This is a genomic window from Anaerotignum sp., assembly GCF_030625865.1.
In the GTDB taxonomy this organism is placed as follows: domain Bacteria; phylum Bacillota; class Clostridia; order Lachnospirales; family Anaerotignaceae; genus Chakrabartyella.
Genome location: NZ_DAOUQB010000055.1, coordinates 1 through 13925, shown reverse-complemented (window position 1 = coordinate 13925; position 13925 = coordinate 1). Strand labels below are relative to the sequence as shown.

Sequence of the window (13925 nt, the reverse complement as noted above, 5' to 3'; positions counted from 1 at the left end):
TATTATCGCTTCAACGTGCACAGTCATGGGAAACTGATCCACGACCTGAACATCTTTTACCTCAAACCCCTTTTCCGTTAATATTGCCACATCTCTTGCAAGGGTTGCTGGGTTACAAGAAACATAGACCAATTTTTCCGGGGCAATGGATGCAATGGTATCCAAAAGGGTCTGATCACACCCCTTTCTTGGGGGATCCACAACAATAACATCCGCTATAATTCCCTGCTCCTGAAATAATCGAGGAATTACTTCTTCTGCTGCACCAATCTCAAAAGATACATTTGTGATTCCATTACGTTCTGCATTTTTCCTAGCATCAAAAATTGCCTCAGGTACAATCTCTACGCCAAAAACTTTTTTCGCCTTTTTTGCAAAGAATAATGAAATTGTACCAATCCCACAATATAAATCTAAAACCGTTTCCTCACCCTTCAGATCTGCCATTTCAACGGCCTTATTATATAAAACCTCTGTTTGGGTTGGATTTACTTGATAGAAGGACAATGGGGAAATTTCAAAAAAAATACCACTCAAAGTATCCTCTATGACACTTTTGCCCCAGAGGGTTATCACTTTTGTTCCTAGAATCACATTTGTCAGTTCTCTATTCACATTTAATACAATGGACACAACTCCATTTATTTTCTTAAACTTTTCAACCAACGCCTCGCTTTGCGGAAGTGTTTTCCCATTAATCACAATACATACCATTATTTCGCCACTATTTCGCCCAACTCTGGTTAAAATATGACGAACTAATCCCTTATGCTTTTGTTCATCATAAGCTGAAATCTTATACTCATTCATAAATTCTCGAACACAAGCAATGATTTGATCATTCACATCATTCTGTAACAAACACACTGGAGTATCCACAATTCTATGGCTACGTTTTGCATAGAACCCAATTTCAGCCAAATCATCTATCCCCTTCCCAACGGGGAACTGGGCTTTATTACGATAACGCCATGGATTTTCCATGCCAAATACAGTGACTTCTCCAATATCCTTTAAGCCACCAATACGCTCCAAATCGTCCTTCACTTTTTTTGCCTTGTATAGAAGTTGCCCCTCATAGGATAAATGCTGCAACTGGCAACCACCACAAGTCTTGGCCACGGGACAGTGAGGTTCTACACGGTATGGAGATTCCGATATGATTTCTATTAATTTCCCATACCCATAACTCTTTTTTAACTTAACAATTAATATTCTAACAAATTCCTCAGGCAATGCTCCCTCTACAAATATGGTAAATCCATCAATCCTACCAATTCCTTCACCATTGCTACCCAATGCATCTATGGTTATTTCATAAGTTTTATTCTTCTCCACAGGAAGACTCATTTGCTTTTCCTCCAATTATTTCCGTTTCCGAATACGTACAAACCGTACCCTTGCATATGCAAAACCTACAAGTTGCAAAACTTGGGTTGGCTTTCCCAACCCCATAAGTGAGCATTTCTCGCATTTCTTTAGTAGTTTTTAATACTTCTTTACGCAAGCCTCTCGTATTCTTTACAACAAACATATAATCCCGATAACTCAATTTCCCAAATTTAGGACGCACCTTATAAACATCCTCAATAATCAAAAAATATGCAGCCAGTTGGAGCAAATCCCCCTGATGTGGCAAAGGCTCATCTCCAATACTACCGCTTTTCAACTCAACAGGAACAATCCCTTTCCCAAATCTTCTTTTAAAAATATAATCCGGCTTTCCTTGTAACTCATATTCAGCGGAATATAAAAGTTTCCCAAAATCCTCTTCATTTTTGCCATTCTGCTTTTGATCGGCATAAATTAAGGAATATCCCCTCATGCGATTCGATGAGGGGACTTTTTTCATGGACCAACTTTGCCTACGAAAAATAAATAGTATGCCTAAAACAATTACGAGTAACAAAAAAAATAAATCAACCCACGAAAAAACAGTAAAAAGCCTAAACAATTGCACCACTTCGTATCCAAAAATAGAAAATCACAATGCCAAGGATGAAAAACAGGATTCCCAGTTTCCACAGCATACTCCGCAACCGAAGTTTATCGTAATCTCTCTTATGAAATTCCAAGCCTTTTGTAAAATTTCCGGCCATACTATCCTCTAAAGAAAGTGCTTCATTCCGCTCATGATACAGCCGTCGCAATTCCTTTCTTCCATATAGCTTTTCATAATACCATTGGTAGGGACAATATGTGTATTTATTAATTTCGTGGGCAGATATTTTCTTTCTCTCCATACTATTTCCCTCTTATTTATAATCTGAACGACGAATATTTCTTTGAAGCATTCGATTGAAGCCTGCCCAATTACCCTGGGTATTATCCGCAACAAGCATTTCCTCAATCATCTTTGTTTTTGCATCCATATTATCGGCACAGTGCAAAATAAATGCCTCCATGGTTTCAGGTACCTTAGGAGATCCATACTCTAATTCCCCATGATGAGAAAGAATACAATGCTTCAATAAAGATTCCAACTGTTTTGGGAAACCGCTGATTTTAGCCGCTGTATCTTTTATCAGCTCGGCACCCAAGAAAATATGTCCCAAAAGCTGTCCGTCATCTGTATAATCATTTTCCGGAAAATCGGATAACTCCATAACTTTTCCCGCATCATGCAGCATAGCGGAAGCAATCAAAATATCTCGATCCACAAACTGATATCTTCCTGACATAAAATCACAAATCTGTGTAACAGACAAAGTATGTTCAACTAAACCGCCAAGAAAGCTATGATGCATACTTTTTGCCGCCGAATGATACTTAAATTCCTTGCTGATTAACGGATGGCGCAAAAAAATTTCCTCTAATAGCGCCTTAATATAGGGGCTTTCAATGGTTTTAATATAATCTAACAGCTGTGCAAACATATCATCTATATTTTTATCTGTAGCCGGAATATAATCAATCGGATCATACTCCCCTTCCATACTACGACGAATACGCTTCACATTCACCTGTAAATCGTTATTAAAAACAGTAACAGTACCGTCAATTTTAATAAAATCATTTTCCGCAAAACTTTGAATATCCTTATTCATATCCCAAACCTTTGCATCAACAATCCCAGTCTTATCCTGCAATTTCAAGGATAAATAGGTTTTCCCATTTCTCGATTTCAGGCTTTGCCTATTTTTGCACAGGTAGTGCTCAACAACACTCTCCCCTTCTCTTAACTCATTGATATATTTCATTTGTAACCTCCAGTTCTATTCCTATCACAAATTCTCATTTAACTTTTATTATACACCATATAAAATGTTGATGCCACAGAAAATGGGCTCAATTTTTACTTAAGAGGGGAACTTTTCCATTGTTACTTCGTCAAAAAAAAGAAGTCTCATAAGGTTTCCATTTTTTATTTAGAATGTTAAAATAGACATAAAGGAGGTTTTATTAATGAAGAAAAAATTATTTTCCATTGTTTTAACATGTTCCGTTGTAATGGGTCTTTTCCCTGTTATGGCTCTTGCAGACGATGGAGTAACAGAAATTGATCTCACGGCTATGGATTTTAGAGAGGTTAAAACGGATCAACAGGGAACCAACTGGGATTGGAATGCCGGTGACAAAATCCTTACACTGAATAATTTTCAGGGAACGGTGGATGTAGGCGTTCGGGAAAAAAGTGCCGCTATTCTCCTACCCAAAGACAGTATGCTATGGTTAGAAGGAGACGACAACGAAATTACCACAAACTCCTATCACTGCAATGGCGTTTATAGCGATGGAGACTTAGCCATCGCAGGAGATGGAAAATTACAAATAAACATCGAAAGTTCGGGTGCAAGTGCCATTTATGTAAATAGCGGTGTTCTGTCTATTGAAGACGAAGTAGAAATCAATACAGATACCCCCAGATTTGTGGTTTATATTTATAATTTGAAAGCCAACAAAACAGCAGTTACCGTAGAGGATAAAGCGAAACTCACATTCCCTGATGATTTAAATGACGACGCCGTTTATGTTATCACCAAAAATGGTGTTGACCCTGACAGCATTACTTTTGATTATGAAGAAACCCATGACAAAGATGAAGAAATGATCGTCTTATCAAAGCTTGAAACAAAAGACACGGAAGAAGATGAGGAAAAGCCCGAAGAAGAGCCCGAAGAAGAGCCAACGGAAGAAGTCACAGAAAATTCTTACACAATTACCATCGGCAACAAAGAATTGAAAAAGAACGGCGAAGTTGCTTATACCTCTGACGCAGTACCTTATATAAGCAATAGTTACACCATGCTGCCATTACGTGCTTTATTGGTTCTCTCCGACCCCAATGTAGAAATCAAATGGGATTCACCTTCAAAGACTGCAACCATTTCCTATGGTGAGAACACGTTTACCCTTGTGGCAAACCAAAAAACAATGACGAAAGAAAAGGAATCTATCTCTCTAGCCACCTCAGCAGAAATTAAAGACGGACGCTTATTCGTTTCCCTAAGAGACTGGATGAAAATTATGGATATTTCAGACAATCAGGTATCCTGGGATTCTGAGACAAAAACCGTAACTTTGAAGCACTGAAAAAGCTAGACCTACAAAACCTTGGGCGCCGCCCAAACCCGCTTGCTAAACCTTGGGCGCCGCCAAAACCCGCTTGCTTTTTGTAAAAAGCAAGACCAAAAACTTTTATAATACCCGCATTTTATGCGGGTTCAGACTGTCGAAAAACCTATTTAAAATACGTTAAAATGAAGCAGGTGATATTCAATCACCTGCTTCATTTTTTTAGACCTTTTACGATTTCATGAATGTTTTTAATTTGAATCTCGTCCAGAGTATTTAAGTCCTTAACAAGATCGTTCATTAATATAGGATTAGTTATTTCTTCATCAAAAAAATCCCTTGGCGTAATACCAAAATACTCACAAATATAGAAGAATACTTGCATTGAGGGCATGGATTTACCATTCTCGATGTGGTTAATATAATTTTCATTTTGTCCAATAGACAAGCTCATATCACGAGCGGAAACCTTTTTCGCCATACGCAATTTTGCTATTCGTTCAGATATAAATTTCTCATTCATTTATATTCACCGCCTTATATACAATATTGTACATTTCAAACAAACCTTGGGCGTCGCCCAAACCCACTTGCTTTTTGTAAAAAGCAAGACCAAAAACTTTTATAATACCCGCATTTTATGCGGGTGCGGACTGTCAAAGACCTATTTAAAAAACGGAAGGGCTTGGGAAACGAAGAGTTCCCCAAATAGAATCCGCAGGATGAGCTTTGCCCATTCGAGGAAAATAGGGCGTTTCAAGACCTTTGGATCGCAGGAACGCATCTATTTGTCCTCTGCTAACTTGAAAAAAGCTTGAAGGAACTGAGCTTTTTTCAAAGAGTTTTGACTTTATCTACACGCTAAAATGAAGCATGTGATATTTAATCACCTGCTTCATTTTTTTAGGCCTTTTACGATTGCATGAATATTTTTAATTTGAATCTCATCCAAAGCGTTTAAATCCTTAAAAAGAGCATTCATTAATATGGGATTACTTGTTTCTTCATCAAAAAAATCTTTTGGTGTAATACCAAAATACTCACAAATGTAGAAGAATACTTGCATTGAGGGAAATGCCTTCCCATTTTCTATCTTGTTGATATAACTTTCACTTTGTCCTAAAGACAAACTCATATCCCTTGCAGAAGCCCCTTTTGCCGTTCGTAGTTGAGAAATTCGTTTACTAAAATACTCTTCATACATGATTATCACCACCTATGATGTAATTGTACTCTATAGAATTTCCAATTCATGGATTTATATTCCCTATATCTATTGACTTAGGGAATTAAATTATATAAAATTAAAAATATCTATAATCAAACTATATTCAAACTATGAGGTGAAAAAATATGTGTATGAAAAGAATATATCAAAAAATAGCAAAGGAAAACGGAATTTCGGTTTCAGATGTAAAAAGAGAAATGCAAGCTGCTATTGATAGCGCATATAAAAATGTTAGGAAATCCCAAACAGAAAAAGAGCTACTCGAGAACATTACATATCAGGGTGATATTCCTACAGTAGAGGAATTTATTGAATCAATTTCCTCCAAATATAAATGCCAAATAAGAAAATAACTTATTTAAGGGTGTGGACAGATCTTGGGCGTTGCCCAAACCCACTAGCTTTTTGAAAAAAGCTAGATCAAAAACTTTTATTATACCCGCATTTTATGCGGGTCCAAACGGGTCAAGGGTGAAATCCTTGTGGGTGTTTGAGGGCAAAGCCCTCAATGTTTTGACTTTGTTTTGCAAGCAACCTGGTTTGGGCGGAGCCCAAGGTCTTATGGTATAATAAATAAAATATTTCAGAAATTAAAATGAACCAATTTGATAAATAAAGTCTCTTATATATGTGTACACAGAAAGGAGCTAATCATCTTGGATAATCTTGCAAACCTTGTGCTGGAACTGCAACACGGAGACGAAAAAGCTTTTGAATCAATTTTTGAGCTTTATAAAGTAAAAGCAGTGAGAACAGCATATCTGCTGACAGGCAGCAAAACCTTAGCAGATGATATCGCACAAGAGGCTTTTGTTCAATGTTTTCTTAAAATTCATACATTGAAAGACCCATGCCAATTTAAAACCTGGTTTTTTAAGTGCTTAACAAGGATAGCCTGGAAGATGGCAAAGAAGGAAAAAACAGCTGTTCCTGTTGAAAACATTTATGAAATGGCAGACTCAAAAGACAGTGAAGAGGTAGAAATGGACTTTCTAAAAAAAGAGTTTTCCGCAGATATTATGAAACTTATTAATACTTTGGATGAAAAACAAAAAACAACAATCCTATTGTATTACTATAATGAATTCTCCATTTCAGAAATTGCAGCAGTAATGGGTTGCTTTGAAGGCACTGTGAAATCTAGATTGCATACGGCAAGAAAGAACTTAAAAAAAGGCTTGGAGCAAAAAGAAACATATCTAAAGGAGGGTTTAAACAATGCGGTCATTTTCAAAATTTGATGAGAGCGTAAAAGAAGCTTTAGCACAGAAGGTCAATGACATTTCCCCTTCTGAAAATATGCTGGCAAACATTCAAAAACAAATTATAGATCGAAAAGAGGATAATCATATGAAAATAAAATCAGTGAAACATTCTAGAGGAATTATGGTTGCATGCGCATTTTTAGTTTTAACAACAGCTACATGTTTTGCAGCTTCAAAAATCGCTTCCATTTCCGGAAGTATAGACAAAAAATTGGATACCTTTCCCACCGTCAAACAAATGGAAAAAACAGCAGGATTTACACCAAAATATGTAGATGAATTTTCAAACGGCTATAAATTCAAAGAGGTGTTTGCAGGCACATTAGACGGAAATGATGAGGATAAAAACAAAGTAACAGAACTAAAAACCGCTGATTTCACCTATGCAAAAGATGATAGTGAGCTTTATGTTGAAACGATGCAGAAACCTAAAAATGCGTCTATTCCCGATATGGAAGGCGAAGAAATCACTCTGTCAAACGGTCAAACCATTTTTTATCATGATTGGACGCAGAAATTTAAGCCGGCCGATTATATTATGACAGAGCAGGATAAAATTGACCAGGCGAACGGCACTTATGAATTTTCCTTTGGTGAAGACTTAGACTTCATTCAGCATTGTCAAGTAGTTGAATGGGAAGAAAATGATATTCGTTATTCCATGTTCAGCTATGATGATAAACTTACAAAGGACGAAATGGTAAAAATCAGCGAAGAAGTTATTAATAAATAATAAATTTAGGCAAGTTATCCCTGGAAGAATATCTTTTAGGGATAACTTTTTTGAGTGTATAAAAATAAAGCTTTAAACCTTCTTTGTGATAAAAAAATACCATCAGAAAATTCTGACGGTATTTCTCTTTTTAAATTATTCAAATAATAATACCTTTATTTTCAAAGGCTTTCAGCCCTTGAGTTTTTACTCTTCACCCTGCAATGCATCATAGCCGGTTTCGCCGGTTCTGATTTTGATAACATTCTCTACGTTATAGATAAAGATTTTTCCATCGCCAATGTTCCCTGTATAAAGTGCCTTTTTCGCAGTCTCTACAACCTTTTCAACAGGAACTTTTGTTACAACAATTTCAACCTGAATCTTAGGCAAGAGGTTGATTTCAACAGGTACACCACGATAATACTGATTGCTCCCCTTCTGTAAACCGCATCCAACCACATGAATGACTGTCATACCCGTTACCTCGATGGCATTCATTGCTCTCTTCAAATCTTCAAACTTGCTCTGACGGGTAATAATAGTAACCTTTGTGATCTTTGTTTCAGGGGACATATTTTCGGCATTGTACTTAACAGGAATCGCTTCATCAACAGGCACCAAAATCTTTTCTTCCACCAACTCATCAGAGGGCGCACTGCCAATCAATCCACCATAAGAATTTGTAACCGGCATAAAGTCTGCATAGCTGCTTGCCAAACCATGTTCACTTGCGTCAAGGCCTTCAATTTCTTCCACCGCAGAAACTCTTAAACCATTAATTTTTCTAATTGCTAAAAATACAATTTTCATTGTAACAGCTGTCCAAGCACCAATGGCTAAAACACCAACCATCTGAACCATAAGCTGATGGATACCGCCGCCATAAAATAAGCCCTTTGTTACCACATCTCCATCATAAATATTAAACAATCCAACTGCTAAAGTGCCCCAAATTCCATTTGCCCCATGAACCGCAACGGCACCAACAGGATCATCAATATGTAATTTCATATCCAAAAATTCAACAACAAAAACAACCAAAAAACCAGCCACGGTTCCGATGATAATTGCGCCTAAAGCATCAACATTTGCACACGGTGCCGTAATTGCTACCAACCCTGCTAAGGAACCGTTTAACGTCATAGAAACATCAGGTTTTCCGTTTTTAAACCAAGTAACGATCATGGTGGTCACAGTGGCAAAACCAGCTGCAATAGTAGTTGTGCTGAAAATCTGAGCCAACTGGCTTACTCCTCCAGCAGCAGCACCATTAAAGCCATACCAACCAAACCACAATATAAATACTCCTAACGCACCTAAAGTTAAAGAATGCCCGGGGATTGCACGTACAACTGTTTCACCGTTTTTCCCCTCGGTATATTTCCCGATACGAGGCCCCAGCATTTTAGCCCCGATCAGTGCTGCAATACCACCTACCATGTGGATTGCGGCAGAACCGGCGAAATCAATAAAGCCCAATTGTACCAGCCAACCATTTCCGTTCCAAACCCACCCTGCCTCGATAGGGTATACAAGACAACTAATCACAGCACTATATATCAGATAAGAACTAAACTTGGTTCTTTCTGCCATAGCACCTGAAACAATCGTTGCCGCAGTAGCACAAAAAACCAAGTTGAAAATAAAGGAGGACCATGGAAAGTTCGCAAAATCAGTAAAAAGATTAAGATTTGGGATGCCAACGAATCCAAATAACATATCCTCAGCCATCATGAGATTGAACCCAAGGAGCAAAAATACCACTGTACCGATACAAAAATCCATAAGATTCTTCATGATGATGTTCCCTGCATTTTTGGCTCTGGTGAAACCTACCTCCACCATGGCAAAACCTGCTTGCATGAAAAACACCAATACTGCGCCCATTAAAAACCAAATACCAAATAAATCGGATGACGCCTGTTCAAATAATTCTAAAGCATCCATACACACTACCTCCTTAAATGTTTTAACTGAAAAAGGCACTGGGAGATTCTTTCCCAGCACCTTTGCTTTACCTTACGCAGTTTAACATCTAAAAAAAACGTTGTCAATATAAATTTAAAATTATTTTGGTTGTATTACATAAAATATAATAATCTTTTTTGTGCATAATGAACTAATTTTTATCTATTTTATAGTTTATTTCTTCATTTCAATTTTGGCACATTTTATTAATTTATCTTCGCAAATTCTATAATTATAAGTATTTTTTTGCATAACATACTTCTACGCAGGGACTTTTGTATTCCATTTATCAAAAAAATCTAAAAAATTGTATACACCGTACATCTATTGCACAATCTCTTATAATTTCAATTTTTGTTTTCAGTCTTGTCTAAAATGAAAAATAATCCATCCTAATAATTCAAATTTTCCATTTATAAAAATCCTATTTTATCTCTATTTTCTTTTATCTCCAAACCACTCTTGGGATTGAATAAGTTTATTTATTTCCCCTTCTTGCTTTCTTAGCGTAGGCATTCCCCTTTATTTGGAAAATTAGCCTATAACAAAGGGTATCGACTTTGTCGACACCCTGGAAGATATTCGTAATAAATTCAATTGCTGTTTTAAGCCATTGCATTGTCTTCTACATTCAAATTTCTATTATATCTATGTTCATTTAAAACAACTTGAGAGATATTCATTGCGTGATCGGAAATACGTTCCAAATTTGCAAGAACTTCCAGAAAATGAATTCCAGAATTAACATTACATTCTGCATTGGAAAGTCTTTCAATATGTCCTGCACGTAATTTCTTTTCTAAATCATCAACCTGATCTTCATACACTGCAGTTTTTGCCGCTGATGCAATATCATCGTTTTCCAAAGCCTTCAAAGCGTTATCATAACTGGAAAGAGCCGCACGAATCATTTCATCCAATTCTTCCATGGCATTATGAGAGAAGGATAAGTCTTCTTTTGACATTTCCTCGGCCAACTCTGCTATATTTTCAGCATGATCGCCAACACGTTCCATATCACTAATCGTATTTAATAAAGAAGTTACAATTTGATTTTCTCTATCGCTTATTTGTAACGTACAAAGTTTAATTAAATATTCTGAAATACCATCGCAAACTCTGTCAACCACACACTCTCTTTGTCTAACTTCTTCTATCTTTTCAGGAGAACTATCGTGAAGTGCCTCCAATGCACACCCCAGATTTTCTCTTGCAATATGTCCCAAACGAATGGTTTCCTGCTTTGCCCCTTCAACAGCAAGGCTTGGCGTCTGCAACATACGCTTGTCCAAATGAAGAAGCTGACCCTCGTCCCCGTTGGTAGTTTGCACAACACCATTGAGTTTCATTGCTACACGAATAATCAAGTTTGAAAATGGGAACAGTAATAAAGTTGTACCGATATTGAACACAGTGTGGATTGCACTGATTTCCGTCTGGGAAATAATCCCTTCACCAGCCGCTGGATTAATGGAAGTGAAGAATATAACAGCCACAACACTAAATATAACTGTACCAATAATGTTAAACATCAAGTGCATATAACCAACACATTTTGCGTTTTTGCCGGCACCAATCCCACTGATTAACGCCGTGACGCAAGTACCGATGTTTTGACCCATGATAATAAAAACTGCTGCATTAAAGGGTACTAAGCCTGTTGCCGCAAGGGAGAGCAAAATACCTTGCGCCGCAGAGGAGCTTTGAATAATTGCCGTAACACCTGCACCCGCCAAAATACCTAACATGGGATTTCTACCCAAAGTAGTAAAGGCATCCTTAAATACCTGAGAATCACGCAAGGGAGACACACTATCAGACATAGTGTGCATACCAATAAACAAAATACCAAAACCTATAATAATAGAAGCAATTTCTCTATGCTTCATCTTTTTGCCGGAAATTTGAAGTATAACACCTATCATTACCGCCAAGGGAGCCATAGTCGTAGGGCTAAACATCTTTGCCCACTCAGAGCTTGAAACAAGCCAGCCTGTTACTGTAGTACCAATATTGGCACCCATAATAACACTCATCGCCTGTGTTAAATTCATCAACCCTGCATTTACAAAACCAACAACCATAACAGTTGTTGCAGATGAACTTTGAACAATTGCTGTAACCAATGCGCCCAGAGCAACACCCATTACTTTGTTTTGCGTCAATGCCTCCAGTATTGACTTCATTTTTGTACCGGCTGCATTTTGTAAACCTTGAGCCATATAGTTCATGCCAAAGATAAACATGGCCAGTCCACCAATAAACGGTATGATTATATTTGCGTAATTCATTTCTTCCTCCAATTAAATACATAAAATTTTAATATTTGAAAATGCCATAGTAATCATAACATACCCCACAAGTTACCGCAATCAACATTTGTCTTCTTTTAACATTTTGTGCACATATATGAATTTCAAGTAAAATCCAGGACGACTTTTGCTGATATGTTCAATCCTGCCAAGGAAGAATAATTCCTCCACCGGCCACATATTCCCCATCATACAAAACAAGGGATTGTCCAGGGGTAACTGCCCTTTGCGGATCATCAAAAACACATTCCAGCCTATCATCATCTATCATTTTCACAGTACACCATGCCATTTTATTACCATAACGGATTTTTGCCTGTAACCGCATGCCATCCTCAAATTTTTCAAACGCCATGTATGAAAGTTGTCCCGCATATAATTTTTTTTGAAACAAAGCCTCATTATCGCACAGCACAACTGTGTTTAATTTTGGATCCACGCTATAAACATACTTTGGCTTTCCAAAAGCAAGTCCAAGTCCTTTTCTCTGTCCAACGGTATAATGAATAACGCCTTTATGTTTTCCTAGCACGTTTCCTTCAAAATCAACGAAATTCCCGGTTTTCCCACTTTCACCTCTTTGATTAATAATAAAAGCGGAATAATCCCCATCGGGAATAAAACAAATATCCTGACTATCACCTTTTTGCGCAATAGAACCACTAACTTCTTCTGCTATCTTTCGCACTTCATCTTTCGTATAATCCCCAATGGGAAGAACCATTGCTTTTAACTGCTCCTGTGTTAATCGATACAAAGCATAGGTCTGATCCTTTTGTGCCGTCTTAGAATTACGAATTGCATATCGCCCTGTAATGGGATGCTTTTCCACTTTTGCATAGTGACCGGTGGCAATGCTCGCAGCTCCAAGCTCATATGCCTTTCTTAACAGCGCTTCACCTTTCACATAACGGTTGCATACCACACATGGATTTGGCGTAAGCCCCATAAAATAGCTTTCAATAAAATTATTGACAACCTTATCTTTAAATTCCTCGCGAAAATCTAAAATATAATGAGGAATTTCTAACTTTTCCGAAACCTTTTTTGCATCTTGAATTGCCTTGTCACCATTTTCCCCGGGCCATAAATCCATTGTAACCCCTATGACATCAAAGCCTCGTTGTTTAAGTAAATAAGCACATACTGTGCTGTCTACGCCGCCGGAAAGCCCTACGACTACTTTTTCCTGACTCATTTTTCCGGTTTCCCCCTTTTAAAGCTGTTCCTAACAAACTGTCTAAATGCACGTTTTCTTTCTAATTTCAAAAATTTTTTTACATAAGCAAAAGTGGCTTCTTCGCCACAATCTGCAAGCATACATAAAAAATGCTCCAACAGTTTTAAAGAATCCTCATGCATAACTTGATGAACCAGTCTGCTTTTTTTATGATACTCCCAAGGGCTGGCATCCGTATAATCGCCTTTTTGGTATGTTTTACAAGCAGCAATGCGATCCATAAACATCTCAACTACAAAACGAACTGGCATCTTCATTCCCGTCAATAAACGTTCCTTGTTTCTGCTATAATCAATCCAATATTCAAAATGGTGCTTGTTTCTTCCTTTATGATGTAACCAAGAACTGGAATAACCTTTATCCTCACGTTCCGCATTGTTCGGGCTGCGATCCCCCTGAAAATATTTGGCTCCAACCAAAAATTCCGTTGGGGAAAATTTTGAAAGATCATGAGTCAATCCTTGCCAATAAAGCCCTACCTGAAAACAATGCTGTCGAACTAAATGCCTATGATGTGTAATCGTTTTCAAGTGTTCCATTGCTTTCATTTTCAATTCCTCCGCATACCAATTATATCCTAAAAAAATAAAATAGTACTTTGCTTATCATTAATCTTTTTTAATATTTCACAAAAAGCGGTGCCTTTGTATACATTTCCAAATCTCCCTTTGGGCAATTTGGA

At 37.3% G+C, this 13925-nt stretch carries 14 protein-coding genes; 4 read left to right on the top strand and 10 right to left on the bottom strand.

The annotated features are described in order from the left end of the window. From rlmD to P9Q65_RS12210, 4 genes are all read right to left on the bottom strand, one after another. On the bottom strand, positions 1-1350 hold a 1350-nt coding region (gene rlmD / locus P9Q65_RS12225), incomplete at its 3' end, for a 23S rRNA (uracil(1939)-C(5))-methyltransferase RlmD (RefSeq protein WP_304509710.1). Further along, positions 1325-1852 (bottom strand): CRISPR-associated protein Cas4, encoded by a 528-nt coding sequence (locus P9Q65_RS12220; RefSeq protein WP_304509709.1) that lies wholly within the window; start codon positions 1850-1852, stop codon positions 1325-1327. The genes rlmD and P9Q65_RS12220, both read right to left, overlap by 26 nt. Before the next feature lie 94 nt (positions 1853-1946). Then, a complete protein-coding gene (locus P9Q65_RS12215) occupies positions 1947-2243 on the bottom strand; it encodes a hypothetical protein (RefSeq protein ID WP_304509708.1) in 297 nt (98 codons plus the stop codon). A 12-nt stretch (positions 2244-2255) separates the two neighbouring features. After that, on the bottom strand, positions 2256-3200 hold the full coding sequence (locus P9Q65_RS12210) for a 3'-5' exoribonuclease YhaM family protein (RefSeq protein ID WP_304509706.1): 945 nt from the start codon (positions 3198-3200) through the stop codon (positions 2256-2258). Positions 3201-3405: 205 nt separating this feature from the next. On the opposite strand from P9Q65_RS12210, the gene P9Q65_RS12205 reads away from it, so the two are divergent. After that, entirely contained in the window at positions 3406-4533 is a 1128-nt protein-coding gene (locus tag P9Q65_RS12205; RefSeq protein WP_304509704.1) for a copper amine oxidase N-terminal domain-containing protein, read from the top strand. 196 nt (positions 4534-4729) lie between these two features. On the opposite strand, the gene P9Q65_RS12200 is transcribed toward P9Q65_RS12205, so the two are convergent. Continuing rightward, positions 4730-5038 carry a helix-turn-helix domain-containing protein gene (locus tag P9Q65_RS12200; RefSeq protein WP_304509702.1) on the bottom strand — a complete coding sequence of 103 codons (309 nt, stop codon included), beginning with the start codon at positions 5036-5038 and terminating at the stop codon, positions 4730-4732. 372 nt (positions 5039-5410) lie between these two features. After that, positions 5411-5719 (bottom strand): helix-turn-helix domain-containing protein, encoded by a 309-nt coding sequence (locus tag P9Q65_RS12195; RefSeq protein ID WP_304509700.1) that lies wholly within the window; start codon positions 5717-5719, stop codon positions 5411-5413. 155 nt (positions 5720-5874) lie between these two features. Here P9Q65_RS12195 and P9Q65_RS12190 point away from each other — a divergent pair, with 155 nt between their 5' ends. From P9Q65_RS12190 to P9Q65_RS12180, 3 genes are all read left to right on the top strand, one after another. Beyond that, positions 5875-6096 (top strand): sporulation initiation factor Spo0A C-terminal domain-containing protein, encoded by a 222-nt coding sequence (locus P9Q65_RS12190; RefSeq protein WP_304509699.1) that lies wholly within the window; start codon positions 5875-5877, stop codon positions 6094-6096. Positions 6097-6399: 303 nt separating this feature from the next. Beyond that, a complete protein-coding gene (locus tag P9Q65_RS12185) occupies positions 6400-6984 on the top strand; it encodes an RNA polymerase sigma factor (protein ID WP_304509698.1) in 585 nt (194 codons plus the stop codon). Continuing rightward, positions 6962-7741, top strand: coding sequence for a hypothetical protein (locus P9Q65_RS12180; protein WP_304509697.1), 780 nt, complete (start codon positions 6962-6964; stop codon positions 7739-7741). The genes P9Q65_RS12185 and P9Q65_RS12180 overlap by 23 nt, the downstream gene beginning before the upstream one ends. A 186-nt stretch (positions 7742-7927) precedes the next feature. Here P9Q65_RS12180 and P9Q65_RS12175 read toward each other — a convergent pair whose 3' ends face one another. The 4 genes from P9Q65_RS12175 to P9Q65_RS12160 all read right to left on the bottom strand — a co-directional run bounded on the left by P9Q65_RS12175 (position 7928) and on the right by P9Q65_RS12160 (position 13791). Continuing rightward, positions 7928-9670, bottom strand: coding sequence for an ammonium transporter (locus P9Q65_RS12175; RefSeq protein ID WP_304509696.1), 1743 nt, complete (start codon positions 9668-9670; stop codon positions 7928-7930). A 626-nt stretch (positions 9671-10296) separates the two neighbouring features. After that, positions 10297-11982 carry a Na/Pi cotransporter family protein gene (locus P9Q65_RS12170; protein ID WP_304509695.1) on the bottom strand — a complete coding sequence of 562 codons (1686 nt, stop codon included), beginning with the start codon at positions 11980-11982 and terminating at the stop codon, positions 10297-10299. 160 nt (positions 11983-12142) lie between these two features. Beyond that, positions 12143-13201, bottom strand: a complete 1059-nt coding sequence (gene mnmA / locus P9Q65_RS12165) for a tRNA 2-thiouridine(34) synthase MnmA (protein ID WP_304509694.1) — start codon at positions 13199-13201, stop codon at positions 12143-12145. Further along, positions 13198-13791 carry a DUF5662 family protein gene (locus P9Q65_RS12160; protein WP_304509693.1) on the bottom strand — a complete coding sequence of 198 codons (594 nt, stop codon included), beginning with the start codon at positions 13789-13791 and terminating at the stop codon, positions 13198-13200. The genes mnmA and P9Q65_RS12160 overlap by 4 nt, the downstream gene beginning before the upstream one ends. Positions 13792-13925: the final 134 nt, after the last annotated feature.

Bases quoted from the DNA above. Each gene is read 5' to 3' on its own strand.
- P9Q65_RS12180 (WP_304509697.1), top strand. From the start codon at position 6,962: ATGCGGTCATTTTCAAAATTTGATGAGAGCGTAAAAGAAGCTTTAGCA.
- mnmA (WP_304509694.1), bottom strand. From the start codon at position 13,201: ATGAGTCAGGAAAAAGTAGTCGTAGGGCTTTCCGGCGGCGTAGACAGC.
- P9Q65_RS12200 (WP_304509702.1), bottom strand. From the start codon at position 5,038: ATGAATGAGAAATTTATATCTGAACGAATAGCAAAATTGCGTATGGCG.
- P9Q65_RS12210 (WP_304509706.1), bottom strand. From the start codon at position 3,200: ATGAAATATATCAATGAGTTAAGAGAAGGGGAGAGTGTTGTTGAGCAC.
- P9Q65_RS12170 (WP_304509695.1), bottom strand. From the start codon at position 11,982: ATGAATTACGCAAATATAATCATACCGTTTATTGGTGGACTGGCCATG.
- P9Q65_RS12205 (WP_304509704.1), top strand. From the start codon at position 3,406: ATGAAGAAAAAATTATTTTCCATTGTTTTAACATGTTCCGTTGTAATG.
- P9Q65_RS12220 (WP_304509709.1), bottom strand. From the start codon at position 1,852: ATGAAAAAAGTCCCCTCATCGAATCGCATGAGGGGATATTCCTTAATT.
- P9Q65_RS12175 (WP_304509696.1), bottom strand. From the start codon at position 9,670: ATGGATGCTTTAGAATTATTTGAACAGGCGTCATCCGATTTATTTGGT.
- P9Q65_RS12215 (WP_304509708.1), bottom strand. From the start codon at position 2,243: ATGGAGAGAAAGAAAATATCTGCCCACGAAATTAATAAATACACATAT.
- P9Q65_RS12190 (WP_304509699.1), top strand. From the start codon at position 5,875: ATGAAAAGAATATATCAAAAAATAGCAAAGGAAAACGGAATTTCGGTT.
- P9Q65_RS12195 (WP_304509700.1), bottom strand. From the start codon at position 5,719: ATGTATGAAGAGTATTTTAGTAAACGAATTTCTCAACTACGAACGGCA.
- P9Q65_RS12160 (WP_304509693.1), bottom strand. From the start codon at position 13,791: ATGAAAGCAATGGAACACTTGAAAACGATTACACATCATAGGCATTTA.